18 protein-coding genes and 1 riboswitch are annotated in these 20,062 nt (G+C 61.9%); of the genes, 12 read left to right on the top strand and 6 right to left on the bottom strand.

Annotation, left to right across the window (positions count from 1 at the left end; genetic code table 11):
• The first annotated feature begins 108 nt into the window (after positions 1-108).
• A complete protein-coding gene (gene hldE, locus C9383_RS13300) occupies positions 109-1,533 on the top strand; it encodes a bifunctional D-glycero-beta-D-manno-heptose-7-phosphate kinase/D-glycero-beta-D-manno-heptose 1-phosphate adenylyltransferase HldE (protein ID WP_090367181.1) in 1,425 nt (474 codons plus the stop codon).
• Positions 1,526-2,461 (top strand): NAD-dependent epimerase/dehydratase family protein, encoded by a 936-nt coding sequence (locus C9383_RS13295; protein WP_090367179.1) that lies wholly within the window; start codon positions 1,526-1,528, stop codon positions 2,459-2,461. The genes hldE and C9383_RS13295 overlap by 8 nt, the downstream gene beginning before the upstream one ends.
• Before the next feature lie 18 nt (positions 2,462-2,479).
• Here the strand turns inward: C9383_RS13295 and C9383_RS13290 are convergent, their stop codons facing one another.
• The 4 genes from C9383_RS13290 to C9383_RS13275 are packed head-to-tail and all read right to left on the bottom strand — an operon-like array spanning position 2,480 to position 5,856.
• Positions 2,480-3,439: a metal ABC transporter ATPase gene (locus tag C9383_RS13290; RefSeq protein WP_090367178.1), complete on the bottom strand. Its 960-nt coding sequence runs from the start codon at positions 3,437-3,439 to the stop codon at positions 2,480-2,482.
• A gap of 41 nt (positions 3,440-3,480) precedes the next feature.
• Complete coding sequence (locus C9383_RS13285; RefSeq protein ID WP_090367176.1) at positions 3,481-4,293, bottom strand: aldo/keto reductase; 813 nt, start codon at positions 4,291-4,293, stop codon at positions 3,481-3,483.
• A complete protein-coding gene (locus C9383_RS13280; RefSeq protein WP_090367175.1) occupies positions 4,290-5,465 on the bottom strand; it encodes an NAD(P)/FAD-dependent oxidoreductase in 1,176 nt (391 codons plus the stop codon). The genes C9383_RS13285 and C9383_RS13280 overlap by 4 nt, the downstream gene beginning before the upstream one ends.
• Before the next feature lie 55 nt (positions 5,466-5,520).
• Positions 5,521-5,856, bottom strand: a complete 336-nt coding sequence (locus C9383_RS13275; RefSeq protein WP_060755135.1) for a DMT family transporter — start codon at positions 5,854-5,856, stop codon at positions 5,521-5,523.
• 103 nt (positions 5,857-5,959) lie between these two features.
• Between C9383_RS13275 and C9383_RS13270 the strand changes: the two genes are divergently transcribed.
• Entirely contained in the window at positions 5,960-6,850 is an 891-nt protein-coding gene (locus tag C9383_RS13270; protein ID WP_060755134.1) for a LysR family transcriptional regulator, read from the top strand.
• A gap of 23 nt (positions 6,851-6,873) precedes the next feature.
• Complete coding sequence (gene waaA, locus C9383_RS13265; RefSeq protein ID WP_090367173.1) at positions 6,874-8,154, top strand: lipid IV(A) 3-deoxy-D-manno-octulosonic acid transferase; 1,281 nt, start codon at positions 6,874-6,876, stop codon at positions 8,152-8,154.
• A gap of 20 nt (positions 8,155-8,174) precedes the next feature.
• Here the strand turns inward: waaA and C9383_RS13260 are convergent, their stop codons facing one another.
• Positions 8,175-9,614 (bottom strand): TolC family outer membrane protein, encoded by a 1,440-nt coding sequence (locus C9383_RS13260; protein WP_060755132.1) that lies wholly within the window; start codon positions 9,612-9,614, stop codon positions 8,175-8,177.
• Positions 9,615-9,810: 196 nt separating this feature from the next.
• Positions 9,811-9,916, top strand: a riboswitch (TPP riboswitch).
• Between the two features lie 147 nt (positions 9,917-10,063).
• Between C9383_RS13260 and thiC the strand changes: the two genes are divergently transcribed.
• Both thiC and cytX read left to right on the top strand, forming a co-directional pair.
• Entirely contained in the window at positions 10,064-11,968 is a 1,905-nt protein-coding gene (gene thiC, locus C9383_RS13255) for a phosphomethylpyrimidine synthase ThiC (RefSeq protein WP_090367171.1), read from the top strand.
• Positions 11,969-12,068: 100 nt separating this feature from the next.
• Positions 12,069-13,346 carry a putative hydroxymethylpyrimidine transporter CytX gene (gene cytX / locus C9383_RS13250; protein WP_235863194.1) on the top strand — a complete coding sequence of 426 codons (1,278 nt, stop codon included), beginning with the start codon at positions 12,069-12,071 and terminating at the stop codon, positions 13,344-13,346.
• Here the strand turns inward: cytX and C9383_RS13245 are convergent.
• The gene (locus tag C9383_RS13245) at positions 13,315-14,061 is read right to left on the bottom strand and encodes an RsiV family protein (RefSeq protein ID WP_090367169.1); all 747 of its coding nucleotides are present in this window, start codon (positions 14,059-14,061) and stop codon (positions 13,315-13,317) included. The genes cytX and C9383_RS13245 overlap by 32 nt on opposite strands.
• A 193-nt stretch (positions 14,062-14,254) precedes the next feature.
• Here C9383_RS13245 and C9383_RS13240 point away from each other — a divergent pair, with 193 nt between their 5' ends.
• The 6 genes from C9383_RS13240 (at position 14,255) to C9383_RS13215 (ending at position 20,050) form a co-directional block, all read left to right on the top strand.
• On the top strand, positions 14,255-14,872 hold the full coding sequence (locus tag C9383_RS13240) for an NUDIX domain-containing protein (RefSeq protein ID WP_060755128.1): 618 nt from the start codon (positions 14,255-14,257) through the stop codon (positions 14,870-14,872).
• The gene (locus C9383_RS13235; RefSeq protein WP_060755127.1) at positions 14,863-15,312 is read left to right on the top strand and encodes a DUF1249 domain-containing protein; all 450 of its coding nucleotides are present in this window, start codon (positions 14,863-14,865) and stop codon (positions 15,310-15,312) included. Before C9383_RS13240 ends, C9383_RS13235 begins: the two co-directional genes overlap by 10 nt.
• 99 nt (positions 15,313-15,411) lie before the next feature.
• Positions 15,412-16,227, top strand: a complete 816-nt coding sequence (gene cpdA / locus C9383_RS13230) for a 3',5'-cyclic-AMP phosphodiesterase (protein WP_090367167.1) — start codon at positions 15,412-15,414, stop codon at positions 16,225-16,227.
• A 270-nt stretch (positions 16,228-16,497) separates the two neighbouring features.
• The gene (locus C9383_RS13225) at positions 16,498-17,106 is read left to right on the top strand and encodes a YqiA/YcfP family alpha/beta fold hydrolase (protein ID WP_060755125.1); all 609 of its coding nucleotides are present in this window, start codon (positions 16,498-16,500) and stop codon (positions 17,104-17,106) included.
• 44 nt (positions 17,107-17,150) lie between these two features.
• Positions 17,151-19,055 carry a DNA topoisomerase IV subunit B gene (gene parE, locus C9383_RS13220; RefSeq protein ID WP_090367166.1) on the top strand — a complete coding sequence of 635 codons (1,905 nt, stop codon included), beginning with the start codon at positions 17,151-17,153 and terminating at the stop codon, positions 19,053-19,055.
• Positions 19,055-20,050 (top strand): esterase-like activity of phytase family protein, encoded by a 996-nt coding sequence (locus C9383_RS13215; protein WP_090367164.1) that lies wholly within the window; start codon positions 19,055-19,057, stop codon positions 20,048-20,050. Before parE ends, C9383_RS13215 begins: the two co-directional genes overlap by 1 nt.
• Positions 20,051-20,062: the final 12 nt, after the last annotated feature.

Here is a 20,062-nt window from a genome sequence, read left to right as displayed (position 1 = left end):
CCCCTCCAGCATTCGCCCCGTAGTGGATTCGGCGTCGCGCTAGTCACAAGCCATCGCAAACCCTGTGCTAATATCGCGCCCCTGTTCATTTTGTATGTGGGTTGCACCATGAAGTTGTCCATGCCGCGATTCGATCAAGCCCCTGTCTTGGTGGTCGGCGATGTCATGCTCGACCGTTACTGGCATGGTGGTACCTCACGGATTTCCCCTGAGGCACCGGTGCCGGTAGTCAAGGTCGAGCAAATCGAAGACCGTCCGGGTGGTGCTGCCAACGTTGCCCTCAATATTGCCGCGCTCGGCGCTCCAGCCTCCCTTGTGGGTGTGACCGGCGACGACGAAGCCGCCGACAGCCTGGCCAACAGCCTGCGCGGGGCCGGCGTGCGTGCGGTGTTCCAGCGTATCGCCCATCAGCCGACCATCGTCAAGTTGCGGGTCATGAGCCGGCACCAACAGTTGCTGCGTATCGATTTCGAAGAACCCTTCGCCACCGACGCCTTGGCTCTCGGCAGCCAGGTTGACGAGTTGCTCGAAGGCATCAAGGTGCTGGTGTTGTCCGACTACGGAAAAGGCGCCTTGAGGAACCATCAGGCGCTGATTCAGGCCGCCAAGGCCAAGGGCATTCCGGTGCTGGCCGATCCCAAGGGCAAGGACTTCTCGATTTATCGGGGCGCCAGCCTGATCACGCCGAACCTCAGTGAGTTCGAAGCCATCGTCGGTGGTTGCGCCGATGAGCATGAATTGGTGAGCAAGGGCGCGGCGCTGATGGCCGACCTCGACCTGGGCGCCTTGCTGGTGACCCGTGGCGAGCACGGCATGACCCTGTTGCGCCCAGGCCACCCGGCGATGCACCTGCCGGCGCGTGCCCGTGAAGTGTTTGATGTCACCGGTGCCGGTGACACCGTCATTTCTACCTTGGCCGCGTCTATCGCGGCAGGTGAAGAATTGCCTCACGCCGTGGCCCTGGCCAATTTGGCGGCAGGTATTGTGGTTGGCAAACTGGGTACGGCGGCCATCAGTGCACCTGAGCTGCGCCGGGCGATCCAGCGTTCCGAAGGTTCCGAGCGTGGCGTACTGAGTATCGAGCAGTTGCTGTTGGCGATTGACGATGCGCGTGCCCACAACGAAAGCATTGTGTTCACCAATGGCTGCTTCGACATCCTGCATGCCGGCCATGTGACTTACCTGGAGCAGGCGCGTGCCCAAGGCGATCGCCTGATCGTCGCGGTCAATGACGATGCTTCGGTCAGTCGCTTGAAAGGTCCGGGCCGTCCGATCAACAGCGTTGACCGTCGCATGGCGGTGCTGGCGGGGTTGGGCGCGGTGGATTGGGTGATCAGCTTCCCCGAAGGCACCCCGGAAAACCTGCTGGCCCAGGTCAAGCCGGACGTGCTGGTCAAGGGCGGTGACTACTCCGTCGACCAGGTGGTCGGTGCCGACATCGTCAGCGCCTACGGCGGCAAGGTCAAAGTGTTGGGCTTGGTTGAGAACAGCTCGACCACCGCCATTGTCGAGAAGATCCGCAACAATGAGTAACTCTGATAAGTGGGTCCTGATTACCGGCGGTGCGGGCTTTATTGGCTCGCACCTGGTGGACGCGTTGCTTGCCAAAGGCTATGGCGTGCGGGTGCTGGATAACCTGTCCACCGGCAAACGCAGCAACTTGCCGATGGATAACCCGCGTTTGGAGCTGATTGAAGGTAATGTCGCCGATGCGGACCTGGTGGCGAAGGCCGCCGTCGGCGCGACTGCCGTGGTGCACTTGGCTGCAGTGGCCTCGGTGCAGGCCTCGGTGGATGACCCGGTCAGCACGCACCAGAGCAATTTTGTCGGTACCTTGAATGTCTGTGAGGCCATGCGCAAGGCCGGCGTCAGGCGTGTGGTGTATGCCTCCAGCGCCGCGGTCTATGGCAACAACGGCGAGGGGGCTTCGATTGCCGAAGAAACCACCAAGGCGCCATTGACGCCTTACGCGTCCGATAAATTGGCCAGCGAGCATTACTTCGATTTTTACCGCCGCCAGCATGGCCTGGAGCCGGTGATCTTCCGTTTCTTCAATATCTTCGGGCCGCGCCAGGATCCGTCATCGCCGTATTCCGGTGTGATCAGTATCTTCAGCGAGCGCGCGCAGCAAGGTGTGCCGATCGCCGTGTTTGGCGATGGCGAGCAAACCCGTGACTTCATGTACGTGGAAGATCTGGTGGACGTGCTGGTACAGGCCATTGAAGCGCCCGCTGCACCGCTGGGTGCAATCAATGTCGGTTGGAACCGCACCACTACGCTCAAGGACGTACTGCAAGCCTTGCAAGACATCGTCGGCAAGTTGCCGGCTGTGACTTACGGGCCTGCACGTTCTGGGGATATCCGACATTCGCGGGCGAATAACCAACGGCTGCTGGCGAGTTTTACGCTGCCCGAGCCCACGCCGTTGAAGGTGGGCCTGGAGCGTTTGCTCAGAGGCTGACGGTAAGGAGGCCAGCCTTTATCGGCTGGCTTTTTTCTTAGGCACGATTTTGCGCAGCATCCGCTGTGCCAGATGCTTCAATCGCGACTCTTTTTCCGGCTCTGCCAGGCCTTGCTGCCTGAGCCAGTCTTTCCAGCGAATCCGCTCATCACGTACCAACCAGCCTTCCTGTTGGGCGAAGCTTTCCGCCAGGTACAAACCCCGTGTGCTCGCCGGGTACAGTTGGTCTTTCTTGACGGTGTAAAGCTCGGCCAGTGGCTGGCCGTCTTTCAGAGGCATCAGGTACAGGTCGGGGCGCTGGCGGTCCAGCCGGGCGACCAACTGGTCACCTTCCAGGCGCTCATCGACATGGAACAGGCTCAGGGACTTGGCTTCCTTCGGGACTTCCAGCCTCAAGTCATAAATCAGCTGCAGCGATGCGGTGGGCAGGTGCACATAAGCCCGTGGGCGCTCGATCAATTGAGTGGTTGCGCAACGCACCGGTCGCGCCGCGCCAGACAGTGGGCTGAGGCGAAAGGGCAAGGCTTCACGGTAGTGCAGAGCTGCGGAGTAGGGCGCCGGGAGCCATGTGTCGTTGAAGCGCCCGCCGAGCCAGCCTTCCGGGGTTTCGAGCAGGCACTCTTCGGCAATTTCCTGGATGGCGGTGTGCAGCGGCAGGTTCAATTCATGGGCCGGGACGTAGCCGGAGATCAGCTTGAGCACCACATCGCCACGGTCCTGGCGGCGTTGGCGCACGAGTACCCAGTAGTCCTTGTTTTGCCAATGCAGCGTCAGTCGCACCGACACGCCAAGGTTGGCCAGTTCCAGGGCAAAGCGCTCGGCGTTCGGCACGTCTACCGGTTTGCGCCGTTGCAGGGTCTGGGCGAAGTTGAGCGGCATGCCGACGCTCTGGTAGCTCAGGCCCTCGGGGGTGGCTTCGACGTGCAGCGGCAGTGTCTTGAAGTTGCTGGGGTTTTTTCTTATGAGCGTTCGCGGCATGTCGGCTCCTTCTTGCGACGGGGTCGGCCGCGTCGGCGGCATCAGAGTTGACGAATGACCTGGGCAGCGGTCGCCACGTTATGGGCCAGGTGCAGCGGGTTGATGGTCCCGACAATAGCACTGGCGACGCCCGTTTGCGCAAACAACAACATGAAACTGGCATGAATTGGATCCATTCCGGGCTCAAGGCAAACGTGGCCGCTGGCCAAGGCTTTTTTCACCAGGATGCCTTTGCCATGGGTCGCGGCGTAATCAATCACGGCCTTCTCGGCCTGCTCGTTCAGATTGTAGGTGACCATCGCGCAATCGCCTTGTTCCAGAGCCTTCACACCGCCTTCAACGGTTTTGCCGGAGAAGCCGAAGCCGCGAATCTTGCCCTCTTTTTTCAGTGCCGCCAGGGTTTGGTAAACCTCACAATCGTTGAGGATGTGCAGATCATTGCCGTCGGAGTGCACCAGCACCAGATCGATAAAATCCGTTTCAAGTCTTTTCAAGCTGCGCTCGATCGACAGGCGGGTGTGGGCCTCACTGAAGTCATGACGGGATACGCCGTCGGCAAACTCTTCGCCAACCTTGCTGACAATCACCCAATCCTTGCGCTGGCCACGTAGCAGCGGCCCCAGGCGTTCTTCGCTGCGACCGTAGGCGGGGGCGGTGTCGATCAGGTTGATGCCCAGCTGTCGGGCCTGGCGCAACAACATTCGCGCTTCGTCATCGTCGGGGATCTGAAAGCCGCTGGGGTATTTCACGCCCTGGTCGCGGCCCAGTTTGACGGTGCCCAGGCCCAGTGGCGAGACGATCAGGCCCGTGCTGCCCAGGGGGCGATGCAGGTCGTGCAGGGTAGGCAGGCTCATGGCAACAGTTGCTCCCAGGCAGGCACGCCGATCGCGGGTTTCGGCAGGTCGGGCAGAGGCTCGCCGGCGCCGGGTCGGATACCGTCGCGTTCCAGGCTGTCGAGCACGCGATCGGCGAAGTCCGGCGCCAGGGCCAGCTTGGTCGGCCAGCCCACCAGTAGGCGGCCCTGTTCGGCGAGGAATGCATTGTCGGGGCGGCTCAGACCCGATTGCAGCGGCTCGGCGCGGTCGACCCGCAAGGTGGCCCACTGGGTCTGGCTCATGTCGATCCACGGCAGCAGTTGCGCCACTTCCTTTTGTGCGGTGGCGATCTGTTCTTCAGGGGTACGTGCCACACCGTCGGCTTCGGCGATATCTCCGCCGATGTACCACACCCAATTGCCATCCGCTGCCGGGTGGGTGGTAACGGTGAGGCGCGGCTTGGTGCCGCCACCCAGGCAATGGGCATACAGCGGCTTCAGGCCTGGGCCCTTGGCGATGATCATATGCAGGGGGCGTTCCTGCATGGCCGGTTGGCTGAGGCCCAGGGCGCCGAGCAAGTCAGCCGTGCCGGCGCCGGCACTCAACACGATGCGTTGCGCGCGGATCTCGCGGCCATCGACCTTCAAGCCCACCAAGTGGTCGTCTTCGCGCAGCGGTTCGATCTGCTTTGCGGCGAGCAGGCTATCACCGCCCAGTTGCGCCAGGCGTTGAATCACACTCGGCACGTCCACCACGAGTTCGGCCAAGCGATAGACCTTGCCCTTGAAGCGGCGATCCTGCAGGGCGGGGGGCAATTCGTCGCCTTTGACCTGATCCACACGCCCGCGCACGGCCTTGCTGGCAAAGAAGCTGGTGAGGTTGCCGGCGAGCGTGCCGGGGGACCATAGATAGTGGGCTTCGGACAGCAAGCGTACGCCGGACAAATCCAGCTCGCCCGTTCCTGCCAGGGCTTCACGCCAGCGGCGCGGCATGTCGGCAATGGCTTCGGACGCGCCGGTGAGCGCGCCGTGCAGGGCATATTTCGCCCCGCCGTGAATGATTCCCTGCGACTTCACGCTTTGCCCGCCGCCCAGGGTGGCGCTTTCCACCAGTACCGTGGAAAACCCCTGGCGGCGCAGGCGCGCATTCAGCCAGAGGCCGGCAACCCCGGCGCCGACAATCAGTACGTCGGTGGAAATAACGGATGGCATCGGCGACCTCAGTGTTCAAGACAAGGGACGCAGTATACAGCCTGTTGAGTAGCGGTCAGTGCCCGGCGGTTTTCGAGAACAACTGAATCACTACCACGCCCAGTACGATCAGGCCCATCCCCAGCATCGCCGGGACATCCAGCTTCTGCCCGTAGATAAACAACGCCGCGACGCTGACCATCACGATCCCCAGCCCGGCCCATACCGCATAGGCCACGCCCACCGGTACGCTGCGCACCACCAGGGTGAGCATCCAGAACGCTACGCCATAACCCACAATCATCAGCATCAGCGGGATGGGTGTGCTCAGGCCCTTGACCGCTTTCATGGAAACGGTCGCGATCACTTCCGAGCAAATGGCAATGGCCAGGTAGAGGTAGGCGACATTCATGGGGTAATCCTCGGTGTGTTGCGTGCTAGATAAGGTCGGCATTCTAGCGACTGCCAAGATGCGGTAAAGTCATTACCTATCCGAATTAAAGATGGGTTAGGCCATGAGCGTGCAGTGGAACCTTGAGCAAATGCGCCTGTTTGTCAGTGTCGCCGAGCAGCGTTCGTTTTCCGCGGTGGCCCGTGACCAGCGCAAGGCTCAATCGGCGGTGAGCAATGGGATCGCCCTGCTTGAGGCGGACCTGGGGCTGAGCCTGTTTGATCGTAGCAGTGGCCGCCAGCCACGCCTGACCGAGGCGGGCAGTGTGTTGCTGGAGGAGGCGCGTGAGGTGTTGCGCCAGTGTGAGCGGCTCAATGGTCGGGCGCTGTCCTTGACCCGGGGTGAAGAAGCCTGCCTGCGCCTGGCCCAGGACGAAGCCATGTTGTTCCAGCCAGTACTCGACAGCCTTGAAGCGCTGGCCGCGCAATACCCGTTGCTGGAAGTGCAATTGTCCAGCGCTGCCCAAGGCGACGTAGCGCGTAAGTTGGTGGAGCGCAAAGCCGACCTGGGCCTGCTGTTCTATCACGACCAAATCCCCGAGGCGCTTGAGCGGCGGGTGGTGGGCAGTGTGGAAATGGTCACGGTGTGCGGCGTGAACCACCCGCTCGCCAAGGAGCGATATGTGGATTGTCAGCGTCTGGCACAGTTTCGCCAACTGTTGATGTCGACCCAGACCAGTGTCTACCCCGGCAGTGAGGCTGCCAGCCCTCTGGTGTGGCGCGCCGACAGTTTCTATGTGCTGGCCGAATGGTTGATGAGTGGCCTGGGCTGGGCCTGGCTGCCGCGGCATATCGTGCAGTACCCCACCTATCAGCAACAAATGGTCGAGTTGGACAGCGAATGGACGCCACCGGCCCTGGTGGTGGAACTGGTCTGGCGTCGGGATGAACACCTCGGGCCTGCCGCACGCTTCCTGGCTGAACGATTTGCCGAGTGCTTGCAGGCGATCGACTGAAAAAGCCGATAAACTCCGCCGCCATGAATAGAACTCTCTACAGCTGTCTGTTTTACCTGGCGCTGCCGTTGGTGGCTTTACGTCTGTGGCTGCGCGCGCGCAAGGCGCCGGCGTATGCCAAGCGCGTGGGCGAGCGGTTTTCCTATGGCCTGCCGATGATGCGGCCGGGCGGGATCTGGGTGCATGCGGTGTCGGTCGGCGAAAGCATCGCTGCCGCGCCGATGATACGCGGGCTGATGGCGCGCCACCCGACGCTGCCGATCACCATCACCTGCATGACGCCCACCGGTTCTGAGCGTATCCAGGCGTTGTTCGCCAATGAGCCGCGCATTCAGCATTGTTACCTGCCCTATGACGTGCCGTGCGCCGCCAAGCGTTTTCTGGATCAGGTGCAGCCGAAACTGGCGGTGATCATGGAGACGGAGCTGTGGCCCAATCACATCCACGCCTGCTACCAGCGTGGCATTCCGGTGGCATTGGCCAATGCGCGACTGTCGGCGCGCTCGGCCAAGGGTTATGGGCGTTTCGCCAAGCTGACCGCGCCGATGCTGGCTCAGATGAGCCTGTTCTCCGTGCAGACGCGTACCGAGGCCGAGCGTTTCCTGAGCCTGGGTGCGCGCCCGGAAACCGTTGAAGTCACGGGTTCGATCAAATTCGACCTGACTGTCGACCCCGAGCTGCCGCTGCGCGCCGCCGCCCTGCGGGAGCAATGGGGGGCGCGCGAGCGCCCGGTGTGGATCGCCGCCAGTACCCATGAAGGCGAAGATGAAGTGGTGCTGGCGGCCCACCGCCAGTTGCTCGAGAGCTATCCCAATGCGTTGCTGATTCTGGTGCCGCGCCATCAGGAGCGCTTCGGTCCGATGTTTGAGTTGTGCCGGCAACGAGGATTCGCCACGGTGCGTCGCTCCAGCGGTGACCCCGTGACCGCGCAGACCTCCGTGTTGCTGGGCGACACCATGGGCGAATTGCTGTTTCTGTATGCCCTGGCCGACAGTGCTTTCGTCGGCGGCAGCCTGGTGCCGACCGGCGGTCACAACCCGTTGGAGCCGGCGGCGCTGGCCCTGCCTGTGATCATGGGGCCGCACCGGTTCAACTTCCTCGAAATCAGCGCGATGATGCATGAGGCGGGGGCGTTGCGCGAAGTCGACGATGCCCAAGGTCTGGCCGAAGCCGTGCGCCAGCTGTTCGAGCTGCCACAGGATGCGCGCAAGATGGCGCAGGCTGGGCTCAAGGTGATGCAGGCCAACCAGGGCGCGCTCAAGCGCTTGCTGGATGGCCTGGACAGGCTATTGGATCAGCACTGATTCCATTGTAGGCGCTGTGCTTAATTACCCGGGCGGGCCTTGAGCTGTTCGGCGGCGGCCTTGGCCAGGTCCGGCGGCAGGAAGTCCTTGTCCGGGTTGTAGTCAGCCTTGAGGTAGCGCGCCAAGTCCTGCAAGTCCCCCGGGTTCAAGGTGCCCGCGGCCTGCTTCAAGCGCAGGTTGTCGAGGATGTAGTCGTAGCGGCTGTTGTTGTAGTTGCGCACCGACGCATAGAGCTGGCGCTGTGAGTCGAGCACGTCGACGATGTTACGCGTACCCACCTGGTAGCCGATCTCCGTGGCTTCCACCGCGCTCTGGTTGGAAATGATCGACTGGCGGCGTGCCTGTACCTGTTCCACGTCGGTGTTCACTGCGCGGTGCAGGTTGCGCGTATTTTCCACCACCTGGCGCCGCAGGCCTTCGCGTTGCTGCTCGGTCTGGCCCAGGCGCGAGTAGGATTCACGCACTTGGGAACTGGTCAGCCCGCCGCTGTAGATCGGAATGTTCAGGCGCAGGCCAATGGTGCGTTGTTCCACATCGCCGCGATAGGGCGTGCCAAAGGCATTCGGGTTGCTGAACCCGAGGGCGTCGTTGTCGCCTTTCTCATATTGCGCCACCGCATCGAGTGTCGGGGCATGCCCGGCCTTGCGTTGCTTGAGGGTTTCTTCGGCGGCGGTGACGGCGTAGTTGCTGGCGAGCAGGTTCAGGTTCTGGCGGCCGGCGGTTTCAACCCAGGCCTTGGCGTCGTTCGGCAGCGGTGGCAACACCGGCAGTGTGTGGACGATGCCCTGGATCGAGTTGTATTGACGATTGGTCAGGGTGATCAACGCTTCAAAGGCGTCTTCCACCTGGCGCTGGGCCAGGATCCGATTGGCGCGCGCGGTGTCGTAGCTGGCCTGGGATTGCAGTACGTCGGTCTTGTCCGACAGGCCCACGTCGAAGCGCTCGCTGGACTGGTCCAGCTGGCGCTTGAAGGCGTTTTCTTCGGCCTTGGTCGAGGCCAGGTTGTCCTGGGCGCGCAGCACGGCAAAGTAGCTTTCGGCGCTTTGCAGGATCAGGTTCTGCTCGGTGGCCGACAGTTGCAGCGCGGCCTGCTCGTTGGTGGCCTCGGCAGCCTGTAGCTGGAACCAGCGATCGGCGCGGAACAGCGGCTGGCTCAAGGTCGCGCGCCAGGAGTGAGCGTCGCGGTTGGCGGTGGCGGCCGGCGTGTCGATCTGGGTGCGCACGGTGTTGATATCGGCACCGCCCGACAGGTTGGGCAGCAAGCCGGCGCGGGCCTGGGGCACCACTTCCTTTTGTGCGCCATATTGGGCGCGTGCGGCTGCCAGGTCGGCGTTGTTGTCCACCGCTTCCTGGTAAACGCTGACCAGGTCGGTTTTGGTCGTCAGGGGCGCTTCAGCTGCCCAGACCATTCCGTTGGTTGCACAAGACACGGCAAGCGCCAGTGAAAGTTTGCGCAGCATGAGGCGATCCCTAGATTGAATATTACGGTGATAATTTAGCGCCCAAGGCTAAGGCTGGCCGTTCCTGGCGTCAAGCATTGTGGCGGCAACCGAGTGTAGTGGCGCTGACCCGGCGCAACAATCCCGCAATCATGCCATTCATCACGCTGAATGCAGCGCTATTGGCAATTTGCCCATGCCATGGTCTAGACTGCCTGCGTTCTTGTCGGGGTGCCTTGTTGGAAGGCTGAGATCGGTAAATACCGGATCCCGTTGAACCTGATCAGGTTAGCGCCTGCGTAGGGAACAAGATTTCTCGTCACCCGGCGAGTCCTCTTGTGCTTCGTCCGGGATGAATGTTCGACAATCGAACACTCCGTGCGCCAAGCACAGCACTGTTTTCAGTGCGTCCATCCGTCTCAGGTTCGCTCCGACAAAAATCCACCGCCTGGATAGTTGGAGAGCCCGTGATGAGCACAGAAATAAAAAGTACAAAACTGAAAAATACCGTGCACCTGAGTGAATCGGCCAAGGTCGACACCGGCTCCGTGCAACCCTTTACCCGCTCGCAAAAAATCTACGTGCAGGGCACTCGCCCGGATATCCGCGTGCCGATGCGCGAAATCAGCCTGGACGTCACCCCCACCGACTTCGGCGGCGAAATCAACGCGCCGGTCACCGTTTACGACACGTCCGGCCCCTACACCGACCCGAATGTGATCATCGACGTGCGCAAAGGCCTGGGCGATGTGCGTTCGCCATGGATCGAATCGCGCGGCGACACCGAGCGCCTGCCCGGCCTGAGCTCGCACTTCGGTCAGCAGCGCCTCAACGACGCCGAACTGACTGCGCTGCGCTTCGCCCATGTGAAGAACCCACGCCGGGCCAAGGCTGGTGCCAACGTCACGCAGATGCACTACGCCCGCAAAGGCATCATCACCGCTGAGATGGAATACGTCGCCATCCGCGAAAACATGAAGCTTGAAGAGGCCCGTGCCAGTGGCCTGCTCGACCAGCAACACGCCGGCCACAGCTTCGGCGCCAGCGTGCCGAAAATCATCACTCCGGAATTTGTGCGCGAGGAAATCGCACGCGGCCGCGCGATCATCCCGGCCAACATCAACCACACCGAGCTGGAACCGATGATCATCGGCCGTAACTTCCTGGTGAAGATCAACGGCAACATCGGCAACAGCGCCCTGGGCTCGTCCATTGAAGAAGAAGTGGCGAAACTGACTTGGGGCATTCGCTGGGGTTCGGACACGGTGATGGACCTGTCCACCGGCAAGCACATCCATGAAACCCGCGAGTGGATCATCCGCAACTCGCCGGTGCCGATTGGCACTGTGCCGATCTACCAGGCACTGGAAAAAGTGGGTGGCGTCGCTGAAGACCTGACCTGGGAGTTGTTCCGTGACACCCTGATCGAACAGGCCGAGCAGGGCGTCGACTACTTCACCATCCACGCCGGCGTCCTGCTGCGCTACGTGCCGCTGACCGCCAAACGCGTCACTGGCATCGTGTCCCGTGGCGGTTCGATCATGGCCAAGTGGTGCCTGGCGCACCACAAAGAGAACTTCACCTACACGCATTTCGACGAAATCTGCGAAATCATGAAGGCCTATGACGTCAGTTTCTCCCTCGGCGACGGCCTGCGCCCGGGCTCGATTGCCGACGCCAACGACGCCGCGCAATTCGGTGAGCTGGAAACCCTCGGCGAACTGACCAAGACGGCCTGGAGGCACGACGTGCAAACCATGATCGAAGGCCCCGGCCACGTGCCGATGCAGTTGATCAAGGAGAACATGGACAAGCAGTTGGAGTGCTGCGACGAGGCGCCGTTCTATACCCTCGGCCCGCTGACCACCGACATTGCACCGGGCTACGACCACATCACCTCCGGTATCGGTGCCGCGATGATCGGCTGGTTCGGTTGCGCCATGCTCTGCTACGTCACGCCCAAGGAACACCTGGGTTTGCCGAACAAGGATGATGTGAAGACCGGGATCATTACCTACAAGATCGCAGCCCACGCCGCCGACTTGGCCAAAGGGCATCCGGGCGCGCAGATCCGCGATAACGCCTTGAGTAAGGCGCGCTTCGAGTTCCGTTGGGAAGACCAGTTCAACCTGGGCCTGGATCCGGACACCGCGCGTTCCTATCACGACGAAACCCTGCCGAAAGACTCGGCCAAAGTCGCGCATTTCTGTTCGATGTGCGGGCCGAAATTCTGCTCGATGAAGATCACCCAGGAAGTGCGTGAGTACGCGGCCAACCAGCGGATCGATGCGGTGGATGTGGACGTGGCCAAGGGCTTGGCCGAGCAGGCGGAGCGGTTCAAGCAGGAAGGGAGTCAGCTTTACAAGAAGGTATAAGTAAGCTGCAAGCTGCAAGTTGAAAGCAAAGGCGAATCTGCTTTTTCTTGAGGCTTGCAGCTCGCAGCTGGTCACCCACGTTCTTCTCGAGAACTCTGACTTGAACACCTATTCTCCCGACATCGCGGTCCCCGCCGATAGGCGCGTATTCGGCGCCCGCGATCTGTTTTCCCTGTGGTTCTCCCTCGGCATCGGCCTGATGGTCCTGCAGACCGGTGCCTTGCTCGCGCCGGGGCTGGGCTTGTCCGGCTCGTTGCTGGCGATCTTCCTCGGCACCCTGGCAGGGGTGCTGTTGCTGGCCGCCGTCGGCGTAATCGGCAGCGACACCGGCCTGTCCGCCATGGCGGCCCTCAAACTCAGCCTCGGCACCCGGGGCGCGAGCCTGCCGGCGTTGCTGAACCTGCTGCAGTTGGTCGGCTGGGGCTCGTTCGAAATTATCGTCATGCGCGACGCCGCCAGCTTGTTGGGCACGCGGGCGTTCAGCGAAGGCAGCCTGTTGGCGAGCCCTTTGTTGTGGACGTTGGTGTTCGGTGGGTTGGCGACCCTGCTGGCGGTCAGCGGCCCTTTGACTTTTGTACGCCAGATCCTGCGCAAATGGGGGATCTGGCTGCTGCTCGCCGCTTGCCTGTGGCTGACCTGGAACCTGTTCGCCAAGGCCGACCTGGCTGCGCTGTGGTCCCAGGCCGGTGACGGTACGATGCTGTTTGCGGTGGGTTTTGATATCGCGATCGCCATGCCGCTGTCGTGGCTGCCGCTGATTGCCGACTATTCGCGTTTCGGCAAACGCGCAAAAAGCGTGTTCGGCGGTACCGCGCTGGGCTTCTTTATCGGTAATTTCTGGCTGATGAGCCTGGGTGTGGCCTACACCCTGGCGTTTGCGCCCAGCGGTGAAGTGAATGCGCTATTGCTCGCGCTGGCCGGTGCGGGCCTGGGGATTCCGCTGTTGCTGATCCTGCTGGATGAAACGGAAAACGCCTTTGCCGATATTCACTCGGCGGCGGTGTCCAGCGGGATGCTACTGCGCTGGAAGGTCGAGCACCTGGCGCTGGTCATCGGGGTGATCTGCACCTTGATCGCCTGCCTTGCGCCGCTGGCGCAATACCAGAACTTCCTGCTGCTGATCGGCTCAGTGTTTGCGCCGTTGTTCGGCGTGGTGCTGGTGGACCACTTCATCCTGCGCCGCCGTGGCCGCGGCGCCGTCACTCATCTGCACTGGCCGGCGCTGGTGGCCTGGATGGGCGGCATCGCTGCCTATCACCTGCTGGCCAACCTGTATCCGAATGTCGGCGCGACCCTGCCGGCGTTGGTGCTGGCAGGGCTGCTGCAGTTCATCCTGGGCCTGGCCTTCAGTGGCGCGCGGGCATCAGCTCAGGCTTGAGTACGCCGGTGAGGCGTGCGTAGGGGATGGTCATTTCGATCAACCCCAATGCGTACGGGCCGATGGTGGCCACGTTGTACTTGAGCACCACGCCGTTGCTGGTCAAGGCCACGTTCGGGGTCTTCTGGAATGGCCAGTTCTTCACGAACTCCGGGTCACGGTCCATCTGCGAGTTAATCAGCCAACTGTTGTGAGCGACTTTCGCAGTGTTCCAGAACGCCTGTTCCTGGCCTGGCAGCAACATGTCGGTGAGGCTCAGCTCCTTGTGCAGCAGGCGCGAATAGTTGATGAAACCACGGCCCGGCTCACCGTGGGCAGCGCCGGTATCCAGGTAGCTGGACACTTCGATGATCACCAGTCCGTCATGCTGCTCGCGTACCTTGGCTTGCAGATACATGCTGTTGCGGTCGGCGGACTCGCGCAGGAACTTGTCCCGGTAAGCGTTCAAGGTCGGCGGCACGCTGGCCCCCGGCGTGGTCCGGGTCATCTGCAGCAGGCGCTGTTCCACCAGGGTGTCGAGTTGCGGCTCGGTGGGGAAATGCACGGTATCGATGTTGACCAGCGGGCAATCCGGGCTGTTGCAGCCGGGCTTGATCTGTTCCGAGGCGTCCGGCTGGGTGTCCAGCGGTTTGAGATAGCTGGGTTGGAACAGACTCTGGCAGGCACCCAGAGTCAAGGCAATGCAAGCCACGGAGGCGATTTTTAAAAGCGACATGTGCGTCCTTCGTAAATCGATGGAAAGCGAAAAGAGTAGCGCTTGGACTGCCCACAAGGCAGTCAGTTCGCCACTAGACTGATGAGAGTGAGTTTGACGCCCGCCGTCTATCCCGGCAACTGGAAAGGGGCTGCATCCGGGGGCGTGAGCGCGTTAGGATGGCGCCAATTGTATGGGCACAACGGGAATGGATATGACGGACATTGCGAAGTCGACGCCGAGCAAGATCGAAATCGTTCAGCACGACAATGCCTACCAGGGCTTCTACAAGCTTGATCGCGTGCAGTTGCGCCATGAAAAGTTCGATGGCGGCATGAGCCGGGTGATCAACCGCGAAGTCTTCGTTCGGCATGACGCAGTCTGCGTGCTGCCTTACGACCCGCAGCGTGACGAAGTGGTGTTGATCGAGCAGTTTCGCGTAGGCGCCATGGGCCGTACCGACAACCCCTGGCTGGTGGAAATGGTTGCGGGGCTGATTGACAAGGACGAGCAACCGGAGGAGGTTGCACACCGCGAAGCCGAGGAGGAAGCTGGGCTGACCTTCTCCGCTTTATGGCCGATCACGAAGTATTTCCCTTCGCCCGGCGGCAGTACCGAATTCGTTCACCTGTACCTGGGCCGTTGCGACAGCACAGGCGCCGGAGGCGTTCATGGACTGGAAGAAGAGGCCGAAGATATCCGCGTCACCCGCTGGGCGTTCGAAGATGCTCTGCAGGCGGTGCGTGACGGTAAGATTTCCAATGCAGCCAGCATCATCGCCCTGCAATGGCTTGCGCTTAATCGCGCGGAAGTGAGGGGGTTATGGCAGTAAAGGCACGGGAACGATATCGAGTTGACCTGATCGGGCTTCAAGCCGCCTGCGAGGCCAACTATGCGCGGCTGATGCGCCTGCTTCCCGACATGCGCCATGCGCCCGAGGCACGGCGCATTGCCGTGACCCATGGCGACCAGATGCTCGGCGTGTTGACGCTTGAAGTCATCATCAACTGCCCCTACACCACCACCCTGCGCGTGCGTCAGGAACACAGCCTGCCATGGTTGCCGGTGCCGCAGCTGGAAGTGCAGGTGTACCACGATGCACGGATGGCCGAAGTGATCAGCGCCGAACATGCGCGGCGTTTTCGCAGCATCTATCCGTACCCGAATGTGTTCATGCACCAGCCCGATGAGAAAGCACAGCTCAATGTGTTCCTCGGTGAGTGGTTGAGCCACTGCCTGGCCCTGGGCCACGAGTTCGAAGTCGTGCGGTAGATGTGAACTGCGTCTGCTTCCCCAGGTTTCCTCTTTGTGTCCTGCCCAGCATAATCGCGCCAGTCGTCCATTTTCCTGTGATTGTCTTGGGAGATCGCCTTGCCGAGCGTATCCACCGTGAACCCTGACGCACCCGCATTGCTGGTGCAACTGTCTGACAGCCACCTGTTTGCCGAGGCAAGCGGCACGTTGCTGGGCATGAACACCCGCGAAAGCCTTCAGCGGGTGATCGAGTTGGTGCGCGCCCAGCAGCCGCAGATCGATCTGGTGCTGGCGACGGGCGATTTGTCCCAGGACGGTACGCTTGAGTCGTATCAGCAGTTTCGTGACATGACCCGTCAGATCGACGCGCCGGCGCGCTGGATCCCCGGCAACCATGACGAACCGCACATCATGGCCCACGCTGCTGTGCACAGCGATTTGCTGGAGCCGGTGCTCGACATTGGCCACTGGCGGGTCACCTTGCTGGATTCCGCCGTGCCCGGCTCGGTGCCTGGCTACCTGCAAGACCAGCAATTGCAATTGCTCGCCCAGGCCCTGAGCGAAGCGCCGAACCGGCACCACCTGGTGTGCTTTCACCATCACCCGGTGCCCATCGGGTGTGCGTGGATGGAGCCGATCGGCCTGCGCAACCCGGAAGCCTTGTTTGCCGTGCTCGACCGTTTCCCGCAGGTCAGGGCTGTGCTCTGGGGGCATGTGCATCAAGAGATTGATGGCGAACGCAACGGCGTGCGCCTGCTGGCCTCGCCGTCCACGTGCATCCAGTTCGCCCCGGGCAGTGAAGACTTCGAGGTCAGCGAGCAGGCGCCGGGCTACCGCTGGCTGCGCCTGCATGCCGACGGACGGTTGGAAACCGGTGTTGAGCGGGTAAAAAATTTTGTGTTCACCCTAGATTACGGCAGTAACGGCTACTAGTAGTGAGCGGGGCAAGCCCTAATGCCAGTCAGTTAAGGATTAACGCGGTCACTGTGGGAGGGGGCTTGCTCCCGATGGACTGCGTAGCAGGCCCATTTTTGAGGCCGCTGCGCGGCCTATCGGGAGCAAGTCGAATCGTCGCACCGCCCCTCCCACAATTTATTCATCGCCCGCTTTATCGCTTAACTAACTGGCATTAGGGCAAGCCCGCTCACTACTGAGATTTACCTGTAAACTGCGCCTCTTTGGCTGCTGCACGGAGAGCCCGGCATGTCCGCTTCGATCTTGTATATCCACGGTTTCAACAGCGCGCCTGCGTCCAACAAGGCCAGCCAGTTGACTGCTGTGATGGATAGCCTCGGCTTGGCCGACCAGTTGCGCGTGCCGGCGCTGCATCACCACCCGCGTCAGGCGATTCCTCAATTGGAGGAGGCCATTGCGCAGTTGGGGCGGCCGCTGCTGGTCGGCAGCTCACTCGGCGGCTACTATGCAACCCATCTTGCCGAGCGCCATGGCCTCAAGGCACTGCTGGTCAACCCGGCGGTCAGCCCCCATCGGATGTTCGATGGTTACCTGGGCACTCAGACCAATCTTTACACCGGTGAGGCCTGGGAATTGACCCACGATCACGTCGCGGCCCTGGCCGAGCTGGAAGTGCCGGCGCCGCTGGACGCCGGGCGTTACCAGGTGTGGTTGCAGACCGGGGATGAAACCCTGGATTATCGCCTCGCCCAACAGTATTACCGGGCCTGTGCCTTGCGTATCCAGGCCGGTGGCGACCATGGTTACCAAGGGTTCGCCCAGCAATTGCCGGCGATGTTGAGTTTTGCCGGCATCGGCGCAGATCAGTATCAATCCTTCGACTTTGCGGCACTGTAAAGTCGCAGGTCATTTTTTAATCGAACGACTCACGACGAGACCCCATGGCCACTCCCAGCGCTAGCTCTTATAACGCCGACGCCATCGAAGTCCTCTCGGGCCTCGACCCGGTGCGCAAACGCCCCGGCATGTACACCGACACCAGTCGGCCGAACCACCTTGCCCAGGAAGTCATCGACAACAGCGTCGACGAAGCCTTGGCCGGGCATGCCAAGTCGGTGCATGTCATTCTTCACGCCGACCACTCCCTTGAAGTGTCCGACGATGGTCGCGGCATGCCGGTGGACATTCACCCGGAAGAGGGGGTGCCGGGCGTCGAGCTGATCCTCACCAAGCTGCATGCCGGTGGCAAGTTTTCCAACAAGAACTACCAGTTCTCCGGCGGCCTGCACGGTGTAGGCATTTCCGTGGTCAACGCCCTGTCCACGCTGGTGCGGGTCAAGGTCAAGCGTGACGGCAACGAGTACCAGATGACGTTCGCCGATGGGTACAAGGCCACCGACCTGGAAGTGATCGGCACCGTTGGCAAGCGCAACACCGGCACCAGCGTGTACTTTGCGCCGGACCCGAAATACTTCGATTCACCGAAATTCTCCATCAGCCGCCTCAAGCATGTGCTCAAGGCCAAGGCCGTGTTGTGTCCGGGCCTGCTCGTCACCTTTGAAGACAAAGGCACCGGCGAGAAGGTCGAGTGGCACTACGAAGACGGCCTGCGCTCCTATCTGGAAGACTCGGTCAGCGATTTCGAACGCCTGCCCAACGAGCCGTTCTGCGGCAGCCTGGCGGGTAATAAAGAGGCCGTCGACTGGGCTCTGCTGTGGTTGCCCGAAGGTGGCGACAGCGTGCAGGAAAGCTACGTCAACCTGATCCCCACCGCTCAGGGCGGCACTCACGTCAACGGTTTGCGCCAGGGTTTGCTGGACGCCATGCGCGAGTTCTGCGAATACCGCAGTCTGTTGCCGCGCGGCGTGAAGCTGGCGCCGGAGGACGTGTGGGAGCGCATCGCGTTCGTGCTGTCGATGAAGATGCAGGAACCGCAATTTTCCGGCCAGACCAAGGAGCGCCTGTCGTCCCGGGAAGCGGCGGCCTTTGTTTCCGGAGTGGTCAAGGATGCCTTCAGCCTGTGGCTCAACGAGCACCCGGAGCTGGGCCTGGCCCTGGCGGAACTGGCGATCAGCAACGCCGGCCGACGCCTGAAGGCGAGCAAGAAAGTCGAGCGCAAGCGCATCACCCAAGGCCCGGCACTGCCAGGCAAACTGGCCGATTGCGCGGGGCAGGACCCGATGCGTTCCGAACTGTTCCTGGTGGAGGGTGACTCCGCCGGTGGTTCCGCCAAGCAGGCGCGGGATAAGGAATTCCAGGCGATCCTGCCGTTACGCGGCAAGATCCTCAACACCTGGGAAGTCGACGGCAGCGAGGTCCTCGCCAGCCAGGAAGTGCATAACATTGCCGTGGCTATTGGCGTGGACCCGGGCGCAGAGGACATGAGCCAGTTGCGCTACGGCAAAATCTGCATCCTCGCCGACGCCGACTCCGACGGCCTGCACATCGCCACCTTGCTCTGCGCGCTGTTCGTCCAGCACTTCCGCCCGTTGGTGGAGGCCGGCCACGTCTATGTCGCCATGCCACCGCTGTACCGTATCGACCTGGGCAAGGAGATCTTCTACGCCCTGGACGAAGCCGAGCGCGATGGCATTCTCGATCGCCTGGTGGCCGAGAAGAAGCGTGGCAAGCCGCAGGTCACGCGATTCAAGGGGCTGGGTGAGATGAACCCGCCGCAGCTGCGCGAAACTACCATGGACCCGAACACTCGGCGTCTGGTGCAACTGACCCTGGACGACTTCGTCGCCACCGCCGAAATGATGGACATGTTGCTGGCCAAGAAGCGCGCCGGCGACCGTAAATCCTGGCTGGAATCCAACGGCAACCTGGCCGAGGTTCTGGGCTGATGCGCACAGGTTTCGCCTTGGCGATCCTGATGTTGAGCGGGTTGGCGGCCACCGAAGGGGTCGCCGCGCCCGTGGCTGAGCTCAAGCTGGTAGGCGAACACCCGGTGGACGGTATGCGCGGCGGTAATCTGTCGGGCCTGGCCTTGTGCGGCAAGGAGCTGTGGACGGTGTCGGACCGTGACGACGACCAGATCTATCGCCTGGATATCAGTGCGCCGACCTGGAAGGCCGAAACGGTAAAGATCGACGTGCCACCGGTGCCTGACTCCGGTTTGCCGTGGGGCTTGCGTTCGCGGACCAAGGCCGCGTCCTTCATTCGCGGGGGCGACCTGGATTTTGAAGGCATCACCTGCGATGCCGCAGGCAATCGTTACATCGTCAGCGAAGCCCATGCGGCGGTGCTGCAGGTGCCGGCAACGGGGACGGCCGAGTGGTTGAAAATCGCCCCTGGCATGGTGCGTGAAGCCCGGGCCAGTGGCATGTTGCTGCACTTCAATGCCTTGTTTGAGGGCCTGGCGGTGAATGCCGAGGGCAATCAGATCTGGCTGGCGGCCGAACGCGAGCGACGTGGCCTGATCGCCATCAAGCGCGGGCAGAGCGTATGGGACTGCGACGGCCCCTGCGTATTGCTCAGCGAAGCGGGCCAGGAAGTGCAGCCGGCACAGTTTGAAAATGCCAAGGCGGTGTCCAAGGACTTCGCCGATCTGGCGCTGTACAACGGCAAGCTGTTTACCCTGGAGCGCAATGCGTTCCAGATTTGCCGGCGCGATACCCTCACCGCCAAGGTCGAGCTGTGCTGGTCATTTGCCGACGAGGCGCTGACGCCCAGCCGACGTTATGCCCAGCCCTACGGCCTGGCTGAAGCCCTGATAGTGGATGCAGACGGTGCCTGGGTGGGCATCGACAATAATTTCGGCCCACGGGCCGATGGTGAGAAACGCCCAATGGTCTATCGTTTCGCTGCCCCGGCCGGTGGCTGGAGCGCCCAGCCATGAACCACTGTTTTT

The organism is Pseudomonas palleroniana, assembly GCF_003031675.1.
Taxonomy (GTDB): domain Bacteria; phylum Pseudomonadota; class Gammaproteobacteria; order Pseudomonadales; family Pseudomonadaceae; genus Aquipseudomonas; species Aquipseudomonas palleroniana.
The sequence above is the reverse complement of the archived record's forward strand: the minus strand, read 5'-3'. Positions and strand labels throughout refer to the sequence as shown.

Bases quoted from the DNA above. Each gene is read 5' to 3' on its own strand.
- hldE (WP_090367181.1), top strand. From the start codon at position 109: ATGAAGTTGTCCATGCCGCGATTCGATCAAGCCCCTGTCTTGGTGGTC.
- C9383_RS13295 (WP_090367179.1), top strand. From the start codon at position 1,526: ATGAGTAACTCTGATAAGTGGGTCCTGATTACCGGCGGTGCGGGCTTT.
- C9383_RS13290 (WP_090367178.1), bottom strand. From the start codon at position 3,439: ATGCCGCGAACGCTCATAAGAAAAAACCCCAGCAACTTCAAGACACTG.
- C9383_RS13285 (WP_090367176.1), bottom strand. From the start codon at position 4,293: ATGAGCCTGCCTACCCTGCACGACCTGCATCGCCCCCTGGGCAGCACG.
- C9383_RS13280 (WP_090367175.1), bottom strand. From the start codon at position 5,465: ATGCCATCCGTTATTTCCACCGACGTACTGATTGTCGGCGCCGGGGTT.
- C9383_RS13275 (WP_060755135.1), bottom strand. From the start codon at position 5,856: ATGAATGTCGCCTACCTCTACCTGGCCATTGCCATTTGCTCGGAAGTG.
- C9383_RS13270 (WP_060755134.1), top strand. From the start codon at position 5,960: ATGAGCGTGCAGTGGAACCTTGAGCAAATGCGCCTGTTTGTCAGTGTC.
- waaA (WP_090367173.1), top strand. From the start codon at position 6,874: ATGAATAGAACTCTCTACAGCTGTCTGTTTTACCTGGCGCTGCCGTTG.
- C9383_RS13260 (WP_060755132.1), bottom strand. From the start codon at position 9,614: ATGCTGCGCAAACTTTCACTGGCGCTTGCCGTGTCTTGTGCAACCAAC.
- thiC (WP_090367171.1), top strand. From the start codon at position 10,064: ATGAGCACAGAAATAAAAAGTACAAAACTGAAAAATACCGTGCACCTG.
- C9383_RS13245 (WP_090367169.1), bottom strand. From the start codon at position 14,061: ATGTCGCTTTTAAAAATCGCCTCCGTGGCTTGCATTGCCTTGACTCTG.
- C9383_RS13240 (WP_060755128.1), top strand. From the start codon at position 14,255: ATGACGGACATTGCGAAGTCGACGCCGAGCAAGATCGAAATCGTTCAG.
- C9383_RS13235 (WP_060755127.1), top strand. From the start codon at position 14,863: ATGGCAGTAAAGGCACGGGAACGATATCGAGTTGACCTGATCGGGCTT.
- C9383_RS13225 (WP_060755125.1), top strand. From the start codon at position 16,498: ATGTCCGCTTCGATCTTGTATATCCACGGTTTCAACAGCGCGCCTGCG.
- parE (WP_090367166.1), top strand. From the start codon at position 17,151: ATGGCCACTCCCAGCGCTAGCTCTTATAACGCCGACGCCATCGAAGTC.
- C9383_RS13215 (WP_090367164.1), top strand. From the start codon at position 19,055: ATGCGCACAGGTTTCGCCTTGGCGATCCTGATGTTGAGCGGGTTGGCG.